Raw genomic sequence first — 22,759 nt, forward strand, 5'->3', positions numbered from 1 at the left:
TGGTTAGGTTTAAGCTTTAAAGAACGAGAACGACGAGTGCCCGTATTTGCGCTGCTCTGTAAAGGCCGGGTGGTTACTTAGGTTTTGCATGCTCTGATGCTCCACTATCAGCATGCCGCCGGCTACAAGCAGGTTTTTATCGAACACTATTTTAGGGATCTCGGGAATCTTGTTCAGGTCGTAGGGTGGGTCGGCGAATATCAGGTCGTACTGCTCGGTCTCCATGTCCAGGTATTTAAATACATCGGCTTTAAATACCTCAATATTGTCTAAACCGTGCTGGCGCGATGCATCTTTTAAATAATGCACGCATTGTATGGCGCGGTCAACCCCGGTAACTTTTTCTGCCCCTCGGGATGCAAATTCCATGGCAATGTTGCCGGTACCGCTAAACAGGTCAAGCACTTTAAGGTCTTCAAATTCGATCTGGTTTAGCAGGATATTAAAGAGCGCTTCTTTTGCAAGATCTGTAGTGGGGCGTACGGGTAAGTTTTTTGGCGGGTTAAGCCTTAAACCCTTTAACCTTCCTCCGATGATGCGCATAGCGATAAAGCGGCAAGGGCCAATATTTTGTGAGATTCGGTGCCGTTAGGCAAGTCTAATACAGAAATGTCGTTAGCCTTTACCTGGCCGAAAAAATCTTTGAGGTATAAAAAATAACGGTCGGTATCGTTAATGTCGCCGCTAAGTATCAGTTTTACCTGGTCGGCTTGCAGACCAAGTTCGGTAACCACCAGGGCGCTAAAATAGGCCAGTTCTTCGTGGCTTTTGAACTTAAAGCTATTATAAAAACGCAGGCTGCTGTTGGTGAAATTCACAAACGAAACGGTGTCGTTGCCAATGTTCAAATACAGATCTGTGCTTAGCGGGAAATTCTGTGATATGGCTTTAATAAACCCTGCATCGACATGGATAACCTTTTGGCTCTCAAAATCTTTTAGGGTGTGTGTTAATGTTTCGTCAACCTTGTAAATGATCACATTTCTGTCGTCTATCTTTTCGCACTTCACCTTTTCGGTATCGGTAACGTCAAGCAGGCGTGCAATATCGGCAAGGCGTTCTTTCTCAAAAAGGCTTTCCGGTAACAATGTGAAACCCGTGGCATGCAGGCCGGCAACTACCACTTTGTAGTTAGCGGTTAAAATATTACGCAGCTGCTGAGGGTCGCGCAGTTCATTAAGCGAATAATTTTCGCCCCATGACAGGAGCTGTTTGCCGTTTATAACCGCATAACTAAAGCTGTTTACATCAACCTGTAATAACAGGGTGTAGCTGTGGGCCTGTGTAAGGCTTAGGTCGTCGCTGGTATAGTGGTGTCTGTGTTCGCTCATGCAGGTTAACAAAAGTAGTATTTTTTCCGGATTACTTAATTAACATACTTATCAAGACCGTGTTTATCATCAGGTTAAATTTATCGCTAACCCAAACTATGTATTAACGCAGTCAAACGGGTCATTCGCTCATTCCTGTAAAAGCATAAACAGGCTAATGGTACTTTCAGCTCATCAATCACACAAATAAACGACGATGAAAAATTTGAAACCCATACTAAAAGCCTGCTCATTAATTTTATTGCTTGCCTTTGCATCCTGCAAAAAAGATGGCGGCGTAAAACCTGATAAAGACCCTGTAATAAATAATACACCGGTTACAGCTACCGATCTTTTAGGTTACGTTATACCGGCGCAAATAAATATGGTTGGAGGCCTTCGCATCATTTATTTTAATAAAGACGGCAACGATATTAAAGCTACCTATGATGGTGTAATATCCCGAAAAATTGCCACGGTGGTTGTATCGAATAATATTTTGACTTTGGATCTGAATGGCGACGGCTCGCTGATTTGTACGTTCGAATTTAGTAAAAGTAACACAGGCGAGCTGAGCCTTGTTAAATCTACTTATAAAAAGCAGAACGACGCATCTGTGCAAATGGGTGCCATTTTGTACAAAAAATCTGATTTGGTAACATTTGCCAATTTGAAATTTGTTTCAGATGACGACCAGCCCATTTATGCAAAATTTACGGTCGACCATAATTTTGCCGTAAGCGATAATAAAAATTATACAGGAGCGGCATATTCAAGCTATTATGACCTTTGCCCGGGAGCGTGGAAAGGTGATTATAAAGGGGTAAGCTATATGGGTATTTGTATTAAAAATAATAATTCGGTTGTTGGGATGTTTTTTCAAAAGGCGGGTGATAAAGAACTACACATTTTGATCGCGCAGTAGACGCAATTAATTGAACATGTAAACCACATAAAAAAACTGCTATGAAAAATTTGAAACCCATACTAAAAGCCTGTTCGTTAATTTTATTACTTGCCTTTGCATCCTGCAAAAAAGATGGCGGCGTAAAACCTGAAGTTAAAGTAAATACCCCGGTAACAACCGCCGACCTTTTGGCCTACAGCATTGATATAACTTTAGGCTCAGAATTGGGCCTCCGAATTATTTACTTTAATAAAGATGGTAACGATATAAAAGCAACTTTAGACGGGATAACCTTCCGGAAGATATATACCGTGAACCTGGTAAATAATACCTGGATTTTAGACCAGTTAGGGGACGGAACAGTTACTTATACATTTACATTCGCCAAAGATGATAAAGGGCAATTGATAATGGCAAACGCCATTTATAAAAAACAAAGTGATGCATCGATAGAAATGCAGCTTGTGATTACCAAAAATGCCGATGTTCCGTCCTTTGCTAATACCCGTTTCAGAAATTCGGAGAATCCGACAACCTACATGAAGTTTTCTAATGACCATAATTTTGCTATAAGTAATAAAAACGATTACGCAGGCGCAGGATGGAGCAGCTACTATGACCTTTGCCCCGGGGCTTGGAAAGGAATGTACAACGGCGTTAATTATATGGGCTTTAGTATAGTACAAAATGGTATATTAATAATGATTGTACAAAAAGCTGGCGCTGCCGATTATTATTTACTTGGACCGTTATAAATTGCTATGTGTTTTGACTCACCCGCGATTGGCTTTCTGAAGAAGAAGTAGCGATTTACATGTTCTTTTTTTTAAGTGAGTTTTTACCAGGGTGAGTAGATTATTAGGCGCAAAGTGGACTCACCCGGTCATCGCTACGCTCAACCACCCTCTCTCCGCAAGCGGAAAGAGGGTTATCGCTTTTGAATTTTACCCTCTTTGCGCAGCAGAGAGGGTCGCGCACGCGGTGCCGCGGGGTGAGTAAAATATTAATCCCGCCACATTACCCATTTACCATTCTTATCGCCACATTTGTGTGTGCCAACAATTGATCATATCCGCCAGGCTTTCCCGCATGAGCCCACAGCCCAACAGCAGGAGTTGTTTACTAAGCTGCACGCATTTTTAACCAGCGGCGAGGAAGATGATTGCTTTATTTTGAAAGGCTACGCGGGCACTGGTAAAACTACCATTGTAGGTGCTTTGGTAAAAGCCTTGCCTGCCTACGAATTTAAAGTGGTGTTATTAGCACCGACGGGCCGCGCCGCCAAGGTAATTACCAACTATAGCGGCCGCAAAGCATTCACTATTCACAAGCGCATCTACCGCAAAAAATCGGCGCTTAACATGGACGAGGGTTTCGCAATTGCCGAAAACATGAATACTAATACGTTGTTTATTGTAGACGAAGCGTCGATGGTATCGGACGAATCGGGGCGTTTCCACGGTAGTTTGCTGAATGACCTGGTAAACTACGTTTACAATACCAAAAACTGTAAGCTGTTACTTGTTGGCGATACCGCCCAGTTACCGCCTGTTGGTGCCGACGATAGCCCCGCGCTGGATGCCAAATTAATGAAAGACCGCTTTGGCCTAACCATTTTTGGTTATGAGTTGACCGATGTGCTGCGCCAGCAAAAGGACTCGGGGATTTTGTTAAATGTAACCAAGGTGAGGGATATCATCCGTGAGGGTAAAGAGATAATGCCGCAGATTGTGACCAAGGGCTACAAAGATGTTTACCGCATGGGCAGCGATATGCTGGAGGAAGGCCTTAACTATGCCTACAGCAAATACGGGCACGATGAAACGCTGATCATTTGCCGCAGTAACAAAAACGCCAATATGTATAACCGGCAAATTCGCGGGCGCATCCTGATGCGGGAGGAAGAACTAACCGGCGGCGATCAGCTGATGATCGTAAAGAACAATTACTTTTGGCTGGAAGGCCAGGAGGAGGGAAGTACAGGCTTTATCGCGAATGGTGATATTGCCCGGATCAGAAAAGTACGTAAAATAGAAGATATGTACGGCTTTAGGTTTGCCGACGTGCAGCTGGAGTTTACGGATTATGCTGAAGACCCGGTGCTGGATTGCAAGATACTACTGGATACATTATACTCGGAGGCGCCCGCGTTATTACCTGATGACCAAAAGCGTTTTTACAACGAGGCCATGAAGGATTATGAGCACATCCCCAACAAACGCGACAAGCATAACGAACTTAAACTAAACCCATACTACAACGCGCTGCAGGTTAAATTTGCATACGCCATTACCTGCCACAAAGCCCAGGGTGGCCAGTGGGAAGCCGTATTTGTTGACCAGGGCTACCTCACGGATGAAATGGTGAATACCGATTTTCTCCGTTGGTTTTATACCGCCTGTACCAGGGCCACCCAAGAGCTTTACCTGGTGAATTTTAACAAACAATTTTTTGTCGAAAAATTGGAGCCGGAGTTTTGATATTGCTGTAATTTCAGAGTCGAAATTGAGGCGCAAAATCCAAAAACCTACTTTTTGATCTACAAATTTTTCGGGTGTCTCACGGTGTCCCACGGTGTACCGTTCAGTACAGCATGACTAAAACATATAAGTAACTTATATTTAATGAGTTAACATATAGTTAAAGATGTATTACTTTAACAGAAACGTAATATTATGTTTGTGTAAGCATTTAATTATTAGTGTATTACGTTTTTGTACCGCGTTGTATAATAAAAAGTGGGACAGTATAGTATTACCTATAAATTGCAACTCAAAACTTTTATTTACTACTCACCATCGAAAGCACAATAGTGAAGGTACTGCCTGTGCCTGGTATGCTTTCAGCCGTTATAATATTCATAACGATGCTAAATAGTATCGTTTCTAAATGTTGTAGGCTGGTGGTTGCCAAAATGTCCGTTGATTTTCAAATTTAATGACATTTGTTCCTGTATTAAGATGTGGCAATTGTTTTGAGTGTAATTGAGTACTATGAATTTTAACAACTTTACCATAAAAGCCCAGGAAGCTGTACAAAAGGCATCCGAAATTGCGACAGGCAACCAGCAGCAAGCTATCGAGCCCGCGCATCTGCTAAAAGGCCTGTTATTGGTTGACGAGAACGTTATTACCTATCTCCTAAAAAAATTAAACGTAAACCTGAACAGGCTAAACGAAACGCTTGACACGCAGATAAAGTCATTCCCAAAAGTTAGCGGGAGCGATGTTTATTTGTCATCAGCCGTAAATTCAGCGTTACAAAAAGCAAATGGTTACCTAAAAGAATTTAAGGATGAATTTGTATCTGTAGAACATATATTATTAGGCATACTAAGCGGTAGCGACAAAGCCTCAGGCGCTTTAAAAGATGCCGGTGTAAATGAAAAGGACCTTAAAAAAGCCATCACCAGTTTGCGCGGTGATAGCAAAGTCACCAACCAAAATGCCGAAGCGACTTACAATGCCTTAAACAAATACGCCCGTGACCTTAACGATTATGCCCAAAGCGGCAAGCTTGATCCGGTAATCGGTCGCGATGAAGAGATTCGTAGGGTTATTCAGATTTTGAGTCGCCGTACAAAGAACAACCCTATTTTGGTTGGTGAGCCTGGTGTAGGTAAAACTGCCATTGCCGAGGGTATTGCTTTCCGTATAATCAAGGGTGACGTGCCCGAAAGCCTGAAAACTAAAACCGTTTATTCGCTGGATATGGGGGCGCTGATAGCAGGTGCCAAATACAAGGGCGAGTTTGAGGAACGCCTTAAAGCCGTTATAAAAGAAGTAAGCCAAAGCGATGGCGAGATCATTTTGTTTATCGATGAGATCCATACCCTGGTTGGCGCAGGTGGTGGCGAAGGTGCCATGGATGCCGCCAACATCCTGAAACCGGCCCTTGCCCGTGGCGAATTGCGTGCTATTGGCGCAACCACGCTAAACGAATACCAGAAATATGTAGAGAAGGATAAAGCGTTGGAACGCCGTTTCCAGAAGGTAATGGTTGGCGAGCCGGATACTGCCGATGCCATCTCTATTTTGCGTGGGTTGAAGGAACGCTATGAGGCCCACCACAAAGTACGCATCAAGGATGAGGCTATTATCGCAGCCGTTGAAATGTCGCAACGCTATATTTCTGATCGGTTTTTGCCTGACAAGGCAATAGATTTAATGGACGAGGCTGCATCTAAGCTACGTTTAGAAATGGATTCGGTACCCGAGGTTGTTGACGAATTGGAACGCCGCATTATGCAGCTGGAAATTGAACGCGAAGCTATAAAACGCGAAAAGGATGACTATAAAGTAAAAGAGTTGAGCGAAGAGATCGCCAACCTGTCTGCCGACCGTGATTCGTTACGTGCAAAATGGCAGGGCGAAAAAGATATTGTAGATGGAATCAATCAAAAGGTTGAACAGATAGAGAATTATAAACTGGAAGCCGAACAGGCCGAGCGCGCCGGAGATTACGGTAAAGTAGCTGAATTGCGCTATGGCACCATTGTAGACGCACAGCGCGAAGTTGATAAGCTAAAAGAAGCCTTAGCCGAAAACAAGGATGATAGCCGCATGCTGAAAGAGGAAGTTACTGCCGACGATATCGCCGGAGTGGTAAGCCGCTGGACGGGCATTCCTGTGAGTAAAATGATCCAGAGCGAACGTGAGAAGCTGCTCAGCCTGGAAGCTGAGTTGCACAAACGTGTAGCAGGGCAGGAGGAAGCTATCGAAGCTATTAGCGATGCCATCCGCCGCAGCCGTGCCGGTTTGCAGGATAAACGCAAGCCTATCGGGTCGTTTATATTTTTGGGTACAACAGGTGTGGGTAAAACCGAGCTTGCCAAAGCCCTTGCCGAATACCTCTTCAATGATGAAAATTCGTTGGTAAGGATAGATATGAGCGAATATCAGGAACGCCATTCTGTTTCAAGATTGATAGGTGCGCCGCCGGGATATGTGGGTTATGATGAAGGCGGCCAGTTAACTGAAGCCGTGCGCCGCAAACCATATAGCGTGGTATTGTTGGATGAGATCGAGAAAGCGCACCCGGATGTGTTTAATATCCTGTTACAGGTGCTTGATGACGGCCACTTAACAGATAATAAAGGCCGCGTGGTGAACTTTAAGAACACCATCATCATCATGACGTCTAACATCGGGTCGAATATTATACAGGAGAATTTTTCTGAATTGGAAGATAACAACCGCGAGGAAATTATCGCTAAAACCAAAAATGAATTATTTACCCTTTTGCGTGCGACAATCCGCCCCGAGTTTTTGAACCGGATAGACGAGATAATTATGTTTACCCCGCTAAGCAGGGACGAGATAGGCGATATTGTGAAACTACAGTTCAGGCAGGTACAGCAAACCCTGGCAGAAATGGGTGTTACCATTGATGCAACCGACGAGGCGTTAGACTGGCTGGCTCAACTGGGTTACGACCCTCAATTTGGTGCCCGTCCGTTAAAAAGAGTTATCCAAAAGAAAATACTGAACGAATTATCAAAACAGATCCTGGCCGGGAAGGTGGACCGTGACAGCAAGATAAAGCTGGATATGTTTGATAACAACTTTGTGTTTATGAATGCGGGTGAGTGATTTGATGAGTAGCGTGATGCGTTCATACAGCAGGGCTGCCTAAGGCGGCCTTTGTTGTTTAAAAGGCTATCGTTCTATCATTCGCAATTGTGTAATAACTTAATAATAAGTTAATAATATGTGTAAAAGTAATTGAAACATATTGTAGAGATTTGATCGTATAATTAAGTGTAAAGAAATATCAACTTAACTAAAAATCAAAACATGTCTCATTTTACAAAACTAAAATTACCGGTTGTCGCATTATTTGCGGCGGGTTTATTGGCAGCGGGTTGCCAAAAAAACGAAAGTGTTAAAGCAGGTGTCGCGCAATCAATTGATGTTAAACCATCGTTATCTTTAAAAACAGAAGCGGTTTCGCTTACTCAAAATTTTGAGGTTGGCACAACAAGCCCAAAAACAGCGTATGATGTATCGCCAACAGGTTCATCAAGTGGTGATAACGTTACCCTGTCTGGTAGCACATGGAACTTGTATGATGCACTAATTGGTAATTTAGCAGCCGATCAAAAAGCGGGGTCATGGTCGGCACGGGTCCGTAATACAGGTAAAATAACCATGCTATTTGACGTAGCTACCGGTATAAGTACCGTCACTTTTAAATGTGCAACTTACAGCGGAGACGCAGCAAGTACCATAGGCTTATTTTATTCTGTAAATGGTGGAAGTACCTGGACCCAGTCTGGCGCTGCGGTTACCACAACATCAACGCTTACTTTAAAAACGTTCACTATCACCCAAACCGGGAGTGTGCGTTTAGAACTCCGTAAACTTAGCGGTGGCACAAACCGTATCAATATTGATGATATTACTGTAAACGATAACGCTGGTGGTGGCACTGGCGGCGGTACGGTGTTAACAGGTAAAAAGTTCCTGTTTGACGCCAGCCATCTTGAAAACGCCGGAAGCGCCGATTGGCAGATTGATGCTGATGGCACCGAAAATGTCCCAATGTACACTGGCGGCACAACAGTAGAAACCAAGGCCCAACGCATCCCAACTCCATCGTACACCGGCATAACTGCAAGTACTTCAGAAACCTATTGGAAGGGTGCCATGTCTGCATGGGCTGTTGAACTGGTTAAAAAAGGTGAATTGGTAGAAACCTTACCGGTTGGCACAGCGCTTACTTATGGTAACGCATCAAACCCCCAGGATCTGAGTAATTACGATGTGTATGTGGTTATAGAGCCTAACCGTTTGTTCACAGCTACAGAGAAAACCGCCATTATGAATTTTGTTAGCAACGGTGGTGGCCTTGTTATGGTTGCCGACCATACCGCTGCTACCACAGCCGGTACCGATGGCAATGGCTATAACCCGTCAGACCGTGATGGCGATGGGTTTGATTCGCCACGTGTTTGGAATGATCTGATGACCAATAACGGCATTAACAACAGTAACCCGTTTGGCTTCACCATAAACTATGTTGACATCAGCGAAGGCCCTTCTACAAACGTTTATACAGGTGCCAACGCAAACGCGCAAAAAGTACTGAATGGCGCGGCAGGTACTGCTTCAAAACTGGCGTTCTACAATGGGTCAACGGCAACATTAACCCCCGCAAACAATGCCAATGTACAAGGCTTATTTTGGCGTAACAGCGCAACCAATGGTGGTAGCGCCAGTGTAATGGCTTTGCTTTCTACATATGGTAGCGGTAGGGTATTCTTTATTGGCGACAGCTCGCCATCTGATGATGGTACCGGTGATACCGGCGATAACTTGTTTAACGGATGGTCGGGCGATTCACCATCAGGTTTTACCTCGCATCCGGCATTGCATTTAAATGCGGCGCTTTGGGCTGCTAAAGCGCAGTAGTTTATATACATACAAATCTCAAAACAGCGGTAGGTTATCTTACCGCTGTTTTTGTTTAGCCGCGTTGGTAAATTATGCAAACAACCTTTAACCTTAATGGTTATTCAGGTACAATCGTTATCACAACAACATAAACGCTACTACCATGAAAAATTTCGAAACCTTAGTGGATGCCACTAACGACCTTACCAAAAGAGGATATACAGCAAACTTAAGCCTTGAAGGCGATACCATAGACGATAAATCACAGGATATACATATGACTGCCGATGATTTTGAGATAGATGAGTTTTACCGTTTCGAGGGCCAAAGTAACCCGTCGGATATGTCAATAGTTTACGGCATAAGTTCGGCAAAATATAATTTGAAGGGTATTGTAATAAATGCCTACGGCACGTACGCCGATGATAGTTCGTCTGCCATTGCTGCTAAATTACATCACCACCAGGTTAGCGATAATCTGCACGGCGCAGATAGGCCTACAGAGTAATTCAAAAGTTTAAAGTCAAAATTCAAAAGATATGATCGGCGACAGATCCTGTTTTTTGAATTTTGACTTTTTAATTTTTACTTCCAATTGCAGCAAGCAATTTCTTTCCTCTTGATTGTATTGCCGGGCCGCCATTGCGCATCATAAAGGCTACCTGGTTCGTAAGTTCCTCTTTTATCCAATCGTACCGGTTGTGCAGGTTAAAAAGGGTTTCTGCCGCGAAAACTTTTACTGCTACTTTTACTTTTGGGTCTATCAGCCAATCGAAGCATTTCTCAACCACGTCTTCCAGGTCTATTGCCGCTAATTTTTGTTGAATTATTATTGGCGCATTCGCCAGGGTTAAATGCATCATAATACGGGCGTAATGCCTTTTGCAACTTTGGTTGGTAACATCAGCCATGCGTTTTACAAAATATTCCAGGTTATCTATATAAATCTCAGGTTGGGTAAGCATTATGGTATCCAATAACCACGCTGCGCGGAAACCAACCCGGATATTGGGGTGAAAAGTAAGGTCTACAAGTTCATTTAAATCAAAGCCCTGTGCGCGCAAGGTCATTGCAAGCCGCTCAATAAAGCCCTTTGTTGGGTCTACTGTTAGTTCTTTTATAAATTGGTCAGTGTTGAGCTTGATATTCATCAATGATGTAAATTTATAAAAACCTGTTTAATAGTATTATATAACCTATTTTATATAATTCATACTTAATTATTGTAAAACGCTACAACCATTTAGTGTTTATTTGTTTAACATAGTGTAATTATAATATTGTTTTTTATGTTTGATAAGTACGGTTGGTGGGTAATTTTTTGACACTCTCCGTACATCATATAAACCCTGCGGCAGCAAAAAACTATAAATTTGCCTACCGTTAATTAATCGTTATTACATGGTTAAATTCAATAGATTTACACTGGATAATGGCCTTCGCGTTATTGTTCATGAAGATAGTACTACCCCTATGGCCGTACTCAATATTCTTTACGATGTTGGTGCACGGGATGAAAACCCCGAACAAACCGGCTTCGCGCATTTGTTTGAACATTTGATGTTCGGCGGATCGGTAAACATCCCCAATTATGATGGCCCGTTACAGCGTGTTGGCGGCGAAAATAACGCCTTCACCAGCAACGACATTACTAACTATTACATCACCCTGCCATCGGCCAATTTAGAGACCGCCTTTTGGCTGGAGAGTGACCGAATGCTGAGCCTTGCCTTTAGCGAGAAGAGCCTCGAGGTGCAGCGTAATGTGGTAATAGAGGAGTTTAAACAGCGCTACCTCAATCAGCCTTACGGTGATGTATGGTTAAAGCTTAGGCCAATGGTTTATAAAACCCACCCGTACCAATGGGCAACTATAGGTAAAACCATCAAGCATATAGAGGACGCACGGATAGAAGACGTAAAAGCCTTTTTTAAAAAGCATTATAACCCGCAGAACGCCATTATGGTAGTTGGTGGCGATGTTAAGACCGAAGAGATAAAAGCAATGGCCGAGAAATGGTTTGGCCCGATCCCTGCCGGCGAAAGATACGTACGCGACCTGCCTCAAGAACAGCCGCAGCATGAAGAGCGCCGCGATACGCACACCGCGAAAGTGCCGCTTAACGATGTGTACATCGCCTTCCAGATGGCGGGGCGTTTAGATGAGAGTTATTATGCGGTCGAACTGATGTCTGATATCCTTTCGAGGGGTAATTCATCGCGCCTGCACCGCAGTTTGATAAAAGATAAACAGCTCTTTAGTGAGGTGCATGCCTACATAACAGGCAGCCTTGACAAAGGCATGTTTGTGTTGGAAGGTAAACCGTTGGAACACGTAACTATTGAGCAAGCCGAGGCTGCGCTTTGGGCCGAGGTTGAACGCCTGAAGAATGATGAGGTGCCCGCTGATGAACTGACCAAAGTGAAGAACAAAACAGAAAGCACAATGGTGTTCTCGGAAATGTCGCTTTTAGACAAGGCCATGAACCTTGCCATGTACGAATTGATGGGCGATGCAGACGGCTTTAACCACGAGTCGGCTAAGTTTTTGGCGGTGACGGCCGGGGAGATAAAGGCGAACGCCAACCAGATCTTCCGAAAAGAAAATTCATCTACGCTGGTGTACCTGGCGCAGGCCGTGAATGAGCCTGTACAACTGATTAACGAATAAAAGATCAATTGAATTGTTTGACCCAGGTGGGAAATTCCTGCAAGGCGATGACTTAACGACCCGACAATCAATGACTATACTCGACAGACAAACACCACCGCAATTTAACGGGGTTGAAAATATAAACCTGATCCGCCCCGAAGCTACCAAACTTAACAATGGTGCCAATATTTTCACCTTTAACTCGGGCGATCTTGACCTGGTGCGGATAGAATGGATCTTCCATAACATCCGTTTTAACCCTGCCAAGCCTTTACTTAACGTGGCGGTAAACACCATGCTAACCGAAGGGACAACTAAACTGACATCGGCACAAATTGCTGATAAGATAGATTTTTACGGCGCTTTTTTGCAGGTAGATTTTAGTTACGACCATTCGCAGGTAACGTTATACACACTTACCAAGCATTTAAACACAACCCTGCCTGTCATTAAAGATGTGTTAACAGATTCTATCTTCCCGGAGAAGGAATTGAGTACATTTATCCGTAACCAGCAGCAAAAGCTACAGGTAAGCCTGCAAAAAAATGATGTTGTAGCCCGCCGCGAATTTAATAAAGCGCTTTACGGCGAAACCATCTACGGCCTTGCCGCCCAGCCCGAAGATTTTCAATCCCTGAAAAGGGAGGACCTGGTGGAAGCTTTCAGGGAAATGTACCAACCGGGCAACTGTAATATCGTAATAGCCGGGAAAGCCGATCCTAACATCTTACAAGCCGTTACCGAAACTTTTGAAGGCCCTTGGGGCGCAACCTCAAAACCTGCCGATATTACCCAGCCTGAGTTGGAACCATCTGCCGAGCGATTTATTTATAAGGAGAAAGCGGATGCTTTGCAATCCGCCATCCGCATAGGTACACCTTTTGTGAACCGTACCCACCCGGATTTTCCGGGGTTGCTGGTGCTTAATACTGTGCTTGGGGGGTACTTTGGCTCAAGGCTAATGGCTAACATCCGCGAGGATAAGGGTTATACCTACGGTATCGGGTCGGGAATGTCGTCATTTAAACAAACCGGCTCGTTATACATCGCGTCAGAGGTTGGTGCCGATGTTTGTAAAGCTGCCGTAGCTGAGATAGAAAAGGAGGTAAACCTGTTAAAAACAGAACTTATCCCCGAAGAAGAGTTATCGCTTGTGCGCAACTTTATGCTTGGTTCACTATTAGGAAGCCTGGAAAATGTGCTGTCGCATGCCGATAAATTTAAGAACTTATATTTTGCCGGCCTGGACTACGATTATTACGAACGCTACACCCAGACAGTAAAAAACATCACCGCCGAAGACCTGAAGGCCCTTGCCAATAAATACTTTGATTTTGAGAATTTTTATAAAGTGATAGTAGGGAAATATTAGGAAGATGTGGAGATGTGCGGATATGCATATGTGCAGATGAGAAAAGATTTCGATATTTGAATTCATCAATGTAATGTAAAATGATATGCATATCCGCACATATGCATATTTGCACATCAATTCCTTTCCAAATCCCATAATTTTTCATAGCTTTGCCCGGCAAATAATACCTCCAAATAATTATTTGCTATGCAGTTAGACCCATCCAAATTTGTCGCCGAAGGATTAACCTATGACGACGTACTATTACTCCCCGCATATTCAGAAGTATTACCGCGCGAAGTCAACACGAGCACCTTTTTAACAAAAAAGATCCGGTTGAACGTCCCGATCATTTCGGCCGCCATGGATACCGTAACCGAATCTGGTTTGGCTATTGCCATAGCCCAGGCAGGTGGTATTGGTATGCTGCACAAAAACATGACCATCCAACAACAGGCCGACGAAGTACGTAAAGTAAAACGATCTGAAAGTGGCATGATCCAGGAGCCTATTACTTTATTGCAAGATGCCTTGCTATCTGATGCGGTAAACATCATGCGCGAATTCAGCATAGGTGGCATCCCGGTAATTGATGCTGACGGCAAACTTACGGGCATCATCACCAACCGCGACCTGCGTTTTCAGAAAGACCTAACCGTACCGGTTAGCGAGGTTATGACCAAAACAAACCTTATAGTAGCTCCTGAAGGTACAACTCTACAGGACGCAGCCGCGATACTGCAGGATAATAAGATCGAAAAACTACCCGTTGTAAATAAGGATGGTAAATTGGTAGGATTGATTACTTATAAAGACATCCAGAAAGTTAAAAACTTCCCTAACGCTTGTAAAGACGAGTTTGGCCGCCTGCGAGTGGGTGCAGCCGTTGGTGTAGCTGCAGATAATATTGACCGCGTTACCGCCCTTGTTAAGGCCGGTGTGGATGTTATTACAGTTGATACCGCACACGGTCACTCAAAAGGTGTTATAGATATGGTAAAGGCCGTTAAACAGCTCTACCCGGACTTGCAGGTTATTGCAGGTAATATCGCCACCGGCGATGCAGCTAAAGCCCTCGCCGAAGCAGGTGCCGATGCGGTTAAGGTTGGTATAGGCCCTGGTTCTATCTGCACCACCCGTATCATTGCAGGTGTGGGCGTTCCTCAACTGTATGCCGTTTACGAATGTGCCAAGGCGCTTGAAGGTACCGGCATCCCGGTTATTGCCGATGGCGGTATCAAACAAACCGGCGATATGGTGAAAGCTATAGCCGCGGGTGCAAGCTCAATTATGGCAGGTTCGTTGTTTGCAGGTGTAGAAGAATCACCGGGTGAAACCATTATATACGAAGGCCGTAAGTTTAAATCATACCGTGGTATGGGTTCTATAGAGGCTATGGCTAAGGGTTCAAAAGACCGCTACTTCCAGGACGAGACCGACGTAGTAACTAAACTCGTTCCCGAAGGTATTGTTGGCCGCGTACCATTTAAAGGCAACATGGCAGAGGTGATCTACCAATATATCGGTGGTTTACGTGCAGGTATGCATTACTGCGGTGCTGCCAATATCGAAGACCTGCAAAAAGCCAAGTTTGTACGTATCACCGCTGCCGGTATGCGCGAAAGCCACCCGCATGATATTACCATTACTAAAGAAGCTCCAAATTATACAAGGTAATCATTAGGGAAATGTTAAAATTATGGAAAATAATGTTGAAGTATTTGACGAACAGCAAATAGCAATGCTCAAACGTAAGGCAGTAATTTGGAGTACTGCTTTGGTTGCGGTTGTTCTTTTCTTCTTTTGGGGCATACCAATCGATTACATGAAGTCGATGCTTACTTTATTGGCTATTCTTGCAGGTATTTCTATCACAGTATGTTTTTTCATGACTTATTTTGCGATTAGATTTCTCTTGGTTCCGAGCAAAAAAAACAATTCCTACGAAGGGTACATTATTTTCGGTTTTATCTTATTGATACTTTTCGGCTCGGCAGTGTTAATGATCACTCAAGAAATTCACCTTGAAAAACAGGAGATCTTTAAATACGGTGTAATGACTGATGCAACCGTGGAAGGCGGTAGTTCGTTCTCCACGCGTAAAATTGATCTAACTAAAATAAAACTTGTATTCACCATGGCAAATGGGGAAGAATATACTGTTTATGAAGGCATTTCACATGAAAATTTTGACCGGTTTTATCAAGGGCAAAAAGTTTCGATAATATACTCTCCCCGGTATCCCACCATTATGGAAATACTTTACCGCCCGGAAGATGTAGAGAAATTTAGAGAAATGATCCACAATCGAAAAAAATGAAAGCTATCTGCGTATTCTGTGGTGCCAATTTTAACGGAGACCCTCAACTTAAACAAGCGGTTGAACTACTGGCCGATGTTATGGTAAATAAAAATATCCAGCTGGTATACGGTGGCGGTAATGTTGGCGTAATGGGTTTATTGGCCGATGCCGTATTAGGCAGGGGCGGAGAGGTTATAGGCGTTATCCCCCGGTTTTTGATGGATAAAGAAGTTGGCCACACGGGAATCACCAAACTGCACATTGTTGATAACATGCACCAACGCAAGCAAATGATGAACGACCTTTGCGACGGTATCATCATGCTGCCCGGCGGTTTTGGTACGCTTGAGGAGTTTTTTGAAGTGCTTACCTGGTTGCAATTAGGCTTGCATAATCACCCGGTGGGGATCTTAAATACAGGTGGCTTTTACGATGCCCTGTTAACGCAAATGGATGTAATGGTACAACAACGCTACCTAAAACCTGCTAATCGTGAACTGGTATTAACCTGTGCCGACCCTATAGAACTGGTTGACCTGATGGAAAAGATCGACATAAAACCCGATGAGGTTTGGTTTAGGGATAGGAATTTGATGTAGTTAGATCTTATTTTAAATGAAACTCATCAGAAAAAATACTTTTTTCAATCGCCGCACTACTTCCCCCATAATTTAATTTAAACCGGTACGCCCCCGCCTTTTTATAAATAGATGGAATTTGTTTGGATAAAAACAAACCATCAATTTTCTTCCCTGACTGTAAATTATTTACGAGCGCGCTCATATCAGGAGCTTTGTTCGAAATATCAATCATTATTTCCTGCCATCTTTTATCAATCAATTTTTCCAATCCCAAATAGTAATAAACTTTTTCAGAACTGTATAAGCTGTATCTAACCAGCTCGTTGTTTGGAGTGGTTACTATTTTGATGGCGGGTTGTGATTTCTGCGCCTTGCAAGCTACAGAAGTAAGCAAAAAAAGAGTAATGATGAGATGTTTTGTTTTCATAAAGAAACGTCGAATAACATTACTTTATCCCCAATAACCTTGTTTTATATATTATAATTTAGTTAACACTTCCATAACGAAATTGAAACCGTTTGTTTCATTTCAAAATAATTATGGTCGCCGCAGTAAACGCATGATGATCCATCCCATAAGGTAAAATGCCCGGTAGCGTCGTTCCAACCTGTTACATCAAATTTTATAATGCCCGATACATTCTTAATTATGCTTAAATCATATTCACCATTTTTTTTGGTTAGTACGACAGACGGTTTGCTATACTTATGTCGAAGGAAGGTATTGAACTCCGCAACACGGATAGCATAGTTTAATTTGTCTTCACCCTTAAACGTAAGCATGCCTGATGGGTTTTCCGGGATATCGAACAGCTTACCGGTATTTGCATAATTAAAAGCCCTGCTCATTCTAATAACGCAGGTATTGCTAAACGACGGAGAATGAGATGATATTTCGCCTTTGATCAGGTCCCTAACTTGTGCAGACGAGTAGTTACTCCCCGGGTAGTTAGAGTTTAAACTTTGAAAAGTAGGTAATAGCATTATTTGATATTTAAAATGTGGTTTTTAAGGGAATCACTATAGGCGAATTCTACGTTCGGTTCTGTTCGCCCCCAATGTACACCCTGGCTATAAAGCTGTTTATCCTGTGTATTTGTTTTCAGGAAAATGATTAGGGTCTTATCAACAAATTCTTTGTAGTCGCCTTCTTCTAAAAAAGCTTCGTATTTTATTTCGGATAATTTAGCAGCTTGCCCTTTATATGCCTCGAGCATTTGAGCGGTTATGATGTAAATTTCCTGTTTTTTAACAGTACTGATTACCTTTATTTTGGCAACAAGATCCGAATTGCTGTAAAGGCTTTTTACCAACGGTGCAGAGAATTTTGTGGTGTCTTTAACTGTGGCTACGGTGTCATGGCTCACTACGATCGCCTTTTTTTCGGGGCTTTTGCAGGCAGCTGCAAATAATATTAAAGCGATAAGTATTGATTGTATCCGCATGGCTAAGATTTGTTAATTAACGCTATAGTTAATAAAATGTTTTAAATTAACTATAGGTTATTGCTATGCTTGCATAATAATTACAACAGGTGTAGGGTATTTCTAATTTATTTTCCTAAAATTACATAACCTATAATAGACACGTATGGATCTGGAATTCAATAAAAATGAGGATGTTAACAAACAACTCGTTTACGAATTTAATACAAAGCTCAAAAAAATATTCATGGGCGGCGGCGAAAAAGCCGCTTCTAAACAAAAAGAAAAAGGCAAAATGCTTGCCCGAGAGCGTGTTGCATATCTCATAGACGATGATAAGCCCTGGCTGGAAGTAGGCGCTTTTACAGCCGATGGCATGTACGCCGAGCATGGCGGCTGCCCAAGTGGCGGTGTGGTTTGCGGCATAGGCTATGTTAGCGGCAGGCAATGTGTTATTGTAGCTAATGATGCAACTGTTAAAGCCGGCGCCTGGTTCCCGATAACCGCCAAGAAGAACCTGCGCGCGCAAGAGATAGCCATGGAAAACCGGTTGCCTATTATTTACCTGGTAGATTCGGCAGGGGTGTATTTGCCCTTGCAAGACGAGATCTTCCCGGATAAAGAGCACTTTGGGCGCATCTTTCGCAATAACGCGCAGATGAGCAGCATGGGTATCATCCAGATAGCGGCCATCATGGGGTCGTGTGTGGCGGGTGGTGCGTATTTGCCTATCATGAGCGATGAAGCCATGATCGTGGAAGGTACAGGCTCAGTTTTCCTTGCGGGATCATACCTGGTTAAATCCGCCATAGGCGAAGACGTAGATAACGAAACACTTGGGGGAGCAACCACGCAATGTGAGATCTCGGGCGTTACAGACTATAAGCACCCTAACGATAAAGCTTGCCTGGATTCTATCCGCAACATTATGAATAAGGTGGGCGATTATAACAAGGCCGGTTTTGACCGCATCAAATCATCGGCACCAAAATTAAACGAGAAAGATATTTACGGTATCCTGCCCGAAACCCGCGATAAAGCCTATGATATGAACGAGATCATCAAACGTTTAATAGATGATTCGGAATTTGAGGAGTATAAAGCAGGGTATGGCCAATCCATTATTTGCGGCCTTGCCCGTATTGATGGCTGGGCGGTTGGCATTGTGGCTAACCAGCGCAAGGTTATCAAATCTAAAAAAGGCGAGATGCAGTTTGGGGGCGTTATTTATTCCGATTCGGCAGATAAGGCAACCCGCTTTATCATGAACTGCAACCAAAAAAAGATCCCCTTGGTTTTCTTACAGGATGTTACCGGCTTTATGGTAGGCAGCCGCAGCGAACATGGCGGCATTATAAAAGATGGTGCCAAAATGGTGAATGCTGTAGCAAACTCTGTGGTGCCAAAGTTTACTATCGTGATAGGAAACTCTTACGGCGCAGGCAATTACGCCATGTGCGGCAAGGCTTATGATCCAAGGCTGATCTATGCCTGGCCATCGGCCAAAATAGCCGTAATGGGCGGCGCGCAGGCAGCTAAGGTGTTGGTACAAATGCAGGCGGCAGGCCTAAAAGCCAAAGGCGAAGAAGTGGACGAGGCGAAAGAAGCCGAACTGCTTAAACAAACCACCGACAGATACAATACCCAAACCACGCCATACTATGCTGCCGCAAGGCTTTGGGTAGATGGTATTATCGACCCGCTTGAAACCCGTAAGGTGATATCCATGGGGATAGAAGCAGCCAACCACGCGCCGATAGAAAAAGCTTTTAATGTAGGGATAATACAAACGTAGAAGAAGACAGGGAAGCGATACTTCGTGTCTCTTTTAAAATGGTAGGGAATGTCAATTCACGCGTGTTTATTAGAAGCTGTTTAAAATAAAAAAACGTCATTGCGGGTACGAAGCAATCCCCAACTTGCAGAGTGACTATTTGCTTTGGCCTCAAAGTAGAGAAATGCTTCGCTCACAGCAATGGCGTTGAGAGATGTACCTTTTTATTAAACGCTTAGCCGGGCGGGGTCGGTTTATTATTTTAACTTATCCGTTATAAGCTCGAGTCAAACTCAATGATCCATTCAATACCATATTTGTCTCTAAACATTCCGGCATAGGTGCCCCATGGCGTATCCCCAATTTCCCCTTCAACCTCGCCGCCCGCCGATAATCCGTTAAATACTTTGTCGGTTTCTTCACGGCTTTCGGTGCTTACAAATATTTTAGACCTGTTTTCATTTTCGTTTACCCGCCCCATAACTTCCGGAACGTCATTGGCTATTAATAAATTGTGCGTGCCGATAGGTAAGCTAATGTGCATTATTTTATTTGCTTCGTTTTCTGCAACCTGAAATTCAGGACCAGACAGATCCTTGAAGCGAATGATTTTTTTGAACTCGCCGCCAAAAACTGATTTGTAAAAATTGAATGCTTCTTCGGCGTTGCCATTGAAGTTGATCCATGGATTAATTGTTCTCATAATTTTATTTTTAAGTTTAATTTTTTCTGCTCAAGCCAATCAGCATTCCCGTTGTTAATGTGATTGACAATTTTCTTGTTACAATTTCGGCGATAAAGTGGCCAACAGATTATCCAAATTGTTCATTGTCATCTCAAATCCTTTTGTGAAGCCCATTTCAATCATCTTCTCCATGCGGGCAAGGGATTCATTAAAAATGGTGATACTTACTTTTGTTTTGCAATTTTCTTCGCTGAATTTGTAATTCCATTCAGAACCCGGCAGTTCCGGGTTTTCGTCTTTGTCTGCAAAATAATTATACATTTTAAAATTTGTTTTAGGAGTAATTGATGTATATTTCTGAATTGCCCACCGCTCTTGTCCGTCGGGGCTTATCATCGCATAAAACCTTTGCCCTCCAACTTTAAAATCCATATACTTAGTTTTGGCACGCATTGGTGCAGGCGCTGCCCATTGGTCCAGTAGTTCCGGCTTAGTAAAAGCATCCCATACCAAAGATAGTCCGGCGTTAAATTCCCTGGTTATAAATGCCGTTTTCGCTGCTTTGTCAACAGTGAAATCAAATAGTAGGTCGTTGTTCATTATTTCTGTTCTTTAAGTGTTGATAATACTTCATCGAGTTGGCTAAATTGAACTTCCAGGTTTTGCCTGAATTGGGCTAACCAATTGTCAAACTCCTGCATTTTTTTTGCGTTGAAGTGATAATAAATTTCCCTCCCAGCCTGCTCAGGTTTAATCAATTGGCATTCGTGTAATACTTTAATATGTTTCGATACTGCTTGCCGGCTCATGTCAAATTTTTCTGCCATAGCATTTGGTGTTAACGCTTGCATAGCAATTAAAGCTAAAATAGCTCTGCGAGTTGGGTCGGCTATTGCCTGAAATATGTCTTGTTTCATTTTACAAATGTTCAAATAAGCAACCTGTAGGTTGCAAATATATGTGCAACTTTCGGGTTGCGCAAATTTATTTTAAAATATTTTTTGGGGAGGGAAGGATCGGAATCTTAAAGGGCGGGTGTCCTACCGAAGGAAAAAATCAATGTAGTGTACAATCCATCCAAGATGCGCAACAATGTGAAAACATTTAAGGGAAATTACCTACCTTCATTACAATGAAAAAGCTGCTCCTGCCATTTCTGCTGATATCTACCTTATCTGCATCGGCACAAAATGTTAAACAGATTCATCAGCGCGCGATACTGATAGATACGCATAACGACGCGCTTTCTAATCAACTTATTACCCGGGTTGATCTGGGCAAGTTGCAAACCACAGGCAATTTTGATATCCCACGCGCTAAACAAGGTGGGTTGGATGTGCAGGTGTTCTCCGTTTGGTGTGGCGACCAATATGGAAACGGCACGGCCTATGCTTTCGCTAACCGCGAGATAGATTCGTTATACGCGCTTATCAAACGTTATCCCGCTAAAATGAAATTGGTGCGCACCGCTGCCGACTTGAAAAAAACCGTAGCACAAAAAAAGCTTGCAGCCATGATAGGGGTAGAGGGCGGCCACATGATAGAGGACAGGCTGGATTATATAGACAGCCTGCATAAACGAGGCATGGTTTACTTAACACTTACCTGGAACAACAGCACCAGTTGGGCAACATCCGCCCGGGATGAAACCCTGCATGCGGATAGTTTAAAACATAAAGGCCTAACTGATCTTGGCAAACAGGTAGTACAGCGCCTTAATAAATTAGGGGTGATGATAGACCTGTCGCACCCCGGCGAGCAAACTTTTACCGATGTAATGGCCCTGACCACAAAGCCGGTCATCGCGTCGCATAGCTGCGCTTACGCTTTAGACCCGCACCGCCGCAACCTTAAAGATTATCAATTGAAAGCCATAGCCAAAAATGGCGGTGTGGTTTTCCTTAACTTTTATAGCGGCTTTGTAGATAGCGCTTATAATACCCCGCACGATGCCTACCTCATCAGGCATAAAACAGAAATGGATTCGTTGATAAAGGTCTATAATGATTACGATTTAGCCAGTATCCGCCTTAACGTAATCAATAAAGCAGAAGCCGACCAATTGCGCCCGCCGCTAAGTATGCTTGTCAAACATATCGATTATATGGTGAAGCTGATAGGTGCCGACCATGTGGGGATAGGATCTGACTTTGACGGCGCGGAATCATACCCATTAGGCTTAGACAGCGTTTTAGATTATCCGAAAATAACTGCGGAGTTATTGAAGCTACACTATAGCGAAAAAGATATCGACAAGATCCTGGGCGCTAATTTTATAAGGGTGCTAAAAGCCAATGCTGGGAAATGACAAATTTTATACGGTAATATTTCGTTTGTGACAATGGGGTTAACGCGCGTAATGTTGGTAAATAGTCA

At 43.3% G+C, this 22,759-nt stretch carries 22 protein-coding genes; 13 read left to right on the plus strand and 9 right to left on the minus strand.

Features of this window, described 5'->3' with window-relative positions; genetic code table 11:
- Window positions 1–9: 9 nt before the first annotated feature.
- Complete coding sequence (locus tag ACVW0P_RS02845; protein ID WP_457130733.1) at window positions 10–543, minus strand: RsmD family RNA methyltransferase; 534 nt, start codon at window positions 541–543, stop codon at window positions 10–12.
- A complete protein-coding gene (locus ACVW0P_RS02850; protein WP_457130734.1) occupies window positions 519–1,331 on the minus strand; it encodes a DUF3822 family protein in 813 nt (270 codons plus the stop codon). The genes ACVW0P_RS02845 and ACVW0P_RS02850 overlap by 25 nt, the downstream gene beginning before the upstream one ends.
- A 196-nt stretch (window positions 1,332–1,527) precedes the next feature.
- Between ACVW0P_RS02850 and ACVW0P_RS02855 the strand changes: the two genes are divergently transcribed.
- The 6 genes from ACVW0P_RS02855 (at window position 1,528) to ACVW0P_RS02880 (ending at window position 10,119) form a co-directional block, all read left to right on the plus strand.
- Complete coding sequence (locus ACVW0P_RS02855) at window positions 1,528–2,235, plus strand: hypothetical protein (protein ID WP_457130735.1); 708 nt, start codon at window positions 1,528–1,530, stop codon at window positions 2,233–2,235.
- 41 nt (window positions 2,236–2,276) lie between these two features.
- Window positions 2,277–2,972 (plus strand): hypothetical protein, encoded by a 696-nt coding sequence (locus ACVW0P_RS02860; RefSeq protein ID WP_457130736.1) that lies wholly within the window; start codon window positions 2,277–2,279, stop codon window positions 2,970–2,972.
- Window positions 2,973–3,269: 297 nt separating this feature from the next.
- Window positions 3,270–4,697: an ATP-dependent DNA helicase gene (locus ACVW0P_RS02865; RefSeq protein WP_457130737.1), complete on the plus strand. Its 1,428-nt coding sequence runs from the start codon at window positions 3,270–3,272 to the stop codon at window positions 4,695–4,697.
- A gap of 513 nt (window positions 4,698–5,210) precedes the next feature.
- The gene (gene clpB, locus ACVW0P_RS02870; protein WP_457130738.1) at window positions 5,211–7,808 is read left to right on the plus strand and encodes an ATP-dependent chaperone ClpB; all 2,598 of its coding nucleotides are present in this window, start codon (window positions 5,211–5,213) and stop codon (window positions 7,806–7,808) included.
- 204 nt (window positions 7,809–8,012) lie between these two features.
- Window positions 8,013–9,629, plus strand: a complete 1,617-nt coding sequence (locus ACVW0P_RS02875) for a hypothetical protein (protein ID WP_457130739.1) — start codon at window positions 8,013–8,015, stop codon at window positions 9,627–9,629.
- Window positions 9,630–9,774: 145 nt separating this feature from the next.
- A complete protein-coding gene (locus ACVW0P_RS02880) occupies window positions 9,775–10,119 on the plus strand; it encodes a phosphoribosylpyrophosphate synthetase (protein WP_457130740.1) in 345 nt (114 codons plus the stop codon).
- A gap of 70 nt (window positions 10,120–10,189) precedes the next feature.
- Here ACVW0P_RS02880 and ACVW0P_RS02885 read toward each other — a convergent pair whose 3' ends face one another.
- A complete protein-coding gene (locus tag ACVW0P_RS02885; RefSeq protein ID WP_457130741.1) occupies window positions 10,190–10,762 on the minus strand; it encodes a hypothetical protein in 573 nt (190 codons plus the stop codon).
- A gap of 250 nt (window positions 10,763–11,012) precedes the next feature.
- On the opposite strand from ACVW0P_RS02885, the gene ACVW0P_RS02890 reads away from it, so the two are divergent.
- The 5 genes from ACVW0P_RS02890 to ACVW0P_RS02910 all read left to right on the plus strand — a co-directional run bounded on the left by ACVW0P_RS02890 (window position 11,013) and on the right by ACVW0P_RS02910 (window position 16,518).
- Window positions 11,013–12,281 carry a M16 family metallopeptidase gene (locus ACVW0P_RS02890; protein ID WP_457130742.1) on the plus strand — a complete coding sequence of 423 codons (1,269 nt, stop codon included), beginning with the start codon at window positions 11,013–11,015 and terminating at the stop codon, window positions 12,279–12,281.
- Window positions 12,282–12,351: 70 nt separating this feature from the next.
- Window positions 12,352–13,635: a M16 family metallopeptidase gene (locus ACVW0P_RS02895; protein ID WP_457130743.1), complete on the plus strand. Its 1,284-nt coding sequence runs from the start codon at window positions 12,352–12,354 to the stop codon at window positions 13,633–13,635.
- A 189-nt stretch (window positions 13,636–13,824) separates the two neighbouring features.
- Window positions 13,825–15,294 carry an IMP dehydrogenase gene (gene guaB, locus ACVW0P_RS02900; RefSeq protein WP_457130744.1) on the plus strand — a complete coding sequence of 490 codons (1,470 nt, stop codon included), beginning with the start codon at window positions 13,825–13,827 and terminating at the stop codon, window positions 15,292–15,294.
- A 22-nt stretch (window positions 15,295–15,316) separates the two neighbouring features.
- Window positions 15,317–15,937 carry a hypothetical protein gene (locus ACVW0P_RS02905; protein ID WP_457130745.1) on the plus strand — a complete coding sequence of 207 codons (621 nt, stop codon included), beginning with the start codon at window positions 15,317–15,319 and terminating at the stop codon, window positions 15,935–15,937.
- Window positions 15,934–16,518, plus strand: coding sequence for an LOG family protein (locus ACVW0P_RS02910; protein WP_457130746.1), 585 nt, complete (start codon window positions 15,934–15,936; stop codon window positions 16,516–16,518). Before ACVW0P_RS02905 ends, ACVW0P_RS02910 begins: the two co-directional genes overlap by 4 nt.
- 7 nt (window positions 16,519–16,525) lie before the next feature.
- Here ACVW0P_RS02910 and ACVW0P_RS02915 read toward each other — a convergent pair whose 3' ends face one another.
- From ACVW0P_RS02915 to ACVW0P_RS02925, 3 genes are all read right to left on the minus strand, one after another.
- On the minus strand, window positions 16,526–16,927 hold the full coding sequence (locus ACVW0P_RS02915) for a hypothetical protein (protein WP_457130747.1): 402 nt from the start codon (window positions 16,925–16,927) through the stop codon (window positions 16,526–16,528).
- 62 nt (window positions 16,928–16,989) lie between these two features.
- Window positions 16,990–17,484 carry a T6SS effector amidase Tae4 family protein gene (locus ACVW0P_RS02920; RefSeq protein ID WP_457130748.1) on the minus strand — a complete coding sequence of 165 codons (495 nt, stop codon included), beginning with the start codon at window positions 17,482–17,484 and terminating at the stop codon, window positions 16,990–16,992.
- Complete coding sequence (locus ACVW0P_RS02925) at window positions 17,484–17,945, minus strand: hypothetical protein (protein WP_457130749.1); 462 nt, start codon at window positions 17,943–17,945, stop codon at window positions 17,484–17,486. Before ACVW0P_RS02925 ends, ACVW0P_RS02920 begins: the two co-directional genes overlap by 1 nt.
- Before the next feature lie 145 nt (window positions 17,946–18,090).
- On the opposite strand from ACVW0P_RS02925, the gene ACVW0P_RS02930 reads away from it, so the two are divergent.
- Window positions 18,091–19,719, plus strand: coding sequence for an acyl-CoA carboxylase subunit beta (locus tag ACVW0P_RS02930; protein ID WP_457130750.1), 1,629 nt, complete (start codon window positions 18,091–18,093; stop codon window positions 19,717–19,719).
- 253 nt (window positions 19,720–19,972) lie between these two features.
- Here ACVW0P_RS02930 and ACVW0P_RS02935 read toward each other — a convergent pair whose 3' ends face one another.
- From ACVW0P_RS02935 to ACVW0P_RS02945, 3 genes are all read right to left on the minus strand, one after another.
- Window positions 19,973–20,401 carry a VOC family protein gene (locus ACVW0P_RS02935; RefSeq protein WP_457130751.1) on the minus strand — a complete coding sequence of 143 codons (429 nt, stop codon included), beginning with the start codon at window positions 20,399–20,401 and terminating at the stop codon, window positions 19,973–19,975.
- A gap of 78 nt (window positions 20,402–20,479) precedes the next feature.
- On the minus strand, window positions 20,480–20,983 hold the full coding sequence (locus ACVW0P_RS02940; RefSeq protein WP_457130752.1) for an SRPBCC family protein: 504 nt from the start codon (window positions 20,981–20,983) through the stop codon (window positions 20,480–20,482).
- Entirely contained in the window at window positions 20,983–21,300 is a 318-nt protein-coding gene (locus ACVW0P_RS02945) for an ArsR/SmtB family transcription factor (protein WP_457130753.1), read from the minus strand. Before ACVW0P_RS02945 ends, ACVW0P_RS02940 begins: the two co-directional genes overlap by 1 nt.
- Before the next feature lie 215 nt (window positions 21,301–21,515).
- Between ACVW0P_RS02945 and ACVW0P_RS02950 the strand changes: the two genes are divergently transcribed.
- A complete protein-coding gene (locus tag ACVW0P_RS02950; RefSeq protein ID WP_457130754.1) occupies window positions 21,516–22,691 on the plus strand; it encodes a dipeptidase in 1,176 nt (391 codons plus the stop codon).
- Window positions 22,692–22,759 lie beyond the last annotated feature (68 nt).

The organism is Mucilaginibacter sp. UYNi724 (assembly GCF_054057495.1).

What these genes read in the sequence shown, in the direction of transcription:
- ACVW0P_RS02910 (WP_457130746.1), top strand. Translation starts at nt 15,934, where the DNA reads ATGAAAGCTATCTGCGTATTCTGTGGTGCCAATTTTAACGGAGACCCT.
- ACVW0P_RS02885 (WP_457130741.1), bottom strand. Translation starts at nt 10,762, where the DNA reads ATGAATATCAAGCTCAACACTGACCAATTTATAAAAGAACTAACAGTA.
- ACVW0P_RS02920 (WP_457130748.1), bottom strand. Translation starts at nt 17,484, where the DNA reads ATGCTATTACCTACTTTTCAAAGTTTAAACTCTAACTACCCGGGGAGT.
- guaB (WP_457130744.1), top strand. Translation starts at nt 13,825, where the DNA reads ATGCAGTTAGACCCATCCAAATTTGTCGCCGAAGGATTAACCTATGAC.
- ACVW0P_RS02940 (WP_457130752.1), bottom strand. Translation starts at nt 20,983, where the DNA reads ATGAACAACGACCTACTATTTGATTTCACTGTTGACAAAGCAGCGAAA.
- ACVW0P_RS02860 (WP_457130736.1), top strand. Translation starts at nt 2,277, where the DNA reads ATGAAAAATTTGAAACCCATACTAAAAGCCTGTTCGTTAATTTTATTA.
- ACVW0P_RS02930 (WP_457130750.1), top strand. Translation starts at nt 18,091, where the DNA reads ATGGATCTGGAATTCAATAAAAATGAGGATGTTAACAAACAACTCGTT.
- ACVW0P_RS02935 (WP_457130751.1), bottom strand. Translation starts at nt 20,401, where the DNA reads ATGAGAACAATTAATCCATGGATCAACTTCAATGGCAACGCCGAAGAA.
- ACVW0P_RS02845 (WP_457130733.1), bottom strand. Translation starts at nt 543, where the DNA reads ATGCGCATCATCGGAGGAAGGTTAAAGGGTTTAAGGCTTAACCCGCCA.
- ACVW0P_RS02905 (WP_457130745.1), top strand. Translation starts at nt 15,317, where the DNA reads ATGGAAAATAATGTTGAAGTATTTGACGAACAGCAAATAGCAATGCTC.
- ACVW0P_RS02925 (WP_457130749.1), bottom strand. Translation starts at nt 17,945, where the DNA reads ATGCGGATACAATCAATACTTATCGCTTTAATATTATTTGCAGCTGCC.
- ACVW0P_RS02850 (WP_457130734.1), bottom strand. Translation starts at nt 1,331, where the DNA reads ATGAGCGAACACAGACACCACTATACCAGCGACGACCTAAGCCTTACA.
- clpB (WP_457130738.1), top strand. Translation starts at nt 5,211, where the DNA reads ATGAATTTTAACAACTTTACCATAAAAGCCCAGGAAGCTGTACAAAAG.
- ACVW0P_RS02880 (WP_457130740.1), top strand. Translation starts at nt 9,775, where the DNA reads ATGAAAAATTTCGAAACCTTAGTGGATGCCACTAACGACCTTACCAAA.
- ACVW0P_RS02945 (WP_457130753.1), bottom strand. Translation starts at nt 21,300, where the DNA reads ATGAAACAAGACATATTTCAGGCAATAGCCGACCCAACTCGCAGAGCT.
- ACVW0P_RS02950 (WP_457130754.1), top strand. Translation starts at nt 21,516, where the DNA reads ATGAAAAAGCTGCTCCTGCCATTTCTGCTGATATCTACCTTATCTGCA.
- ACVW0P_RS02875 (WP_457130739.1), top strand. Translation starts at nt 8,013, where the DNA reads ATGTCTCATTTTACAAAACTAAAATTACCGGTTGTCGCATTATTTGCG.
- ACVW0P_RS02915 (WP_457130747.1), bottom strand. Translation starts at nt 16,927, where the DNA reads ATGAAAACAAAACATCTCATCATTACTCTTTTTTTGCTTACTTCTGTA.
- ACVW0P_RS02890 (WP_457130742.1), top strand. Translation starts at nt 11,013, where the DNA reads ATGGTTAAATTCAATAGATTTACACTGGATAATGGCCTTCGCGTTATT.
- ACVW0P_RS02895 (WP_457130743.1), top strand. Translation starts at nt 12,352, where the DNA reads ATGACTATACTCGACAGACAAACACCACCGCAATTTAACGGGGTTGAA.
- ACVW0P_RS02855 (WP_457130735.1), top strand. Translation starts at nt 1,528, where the DNA reads ATGAAAAATTTGAAACCCATACTAAAAGCCTGCTCATTAATTTTATTG.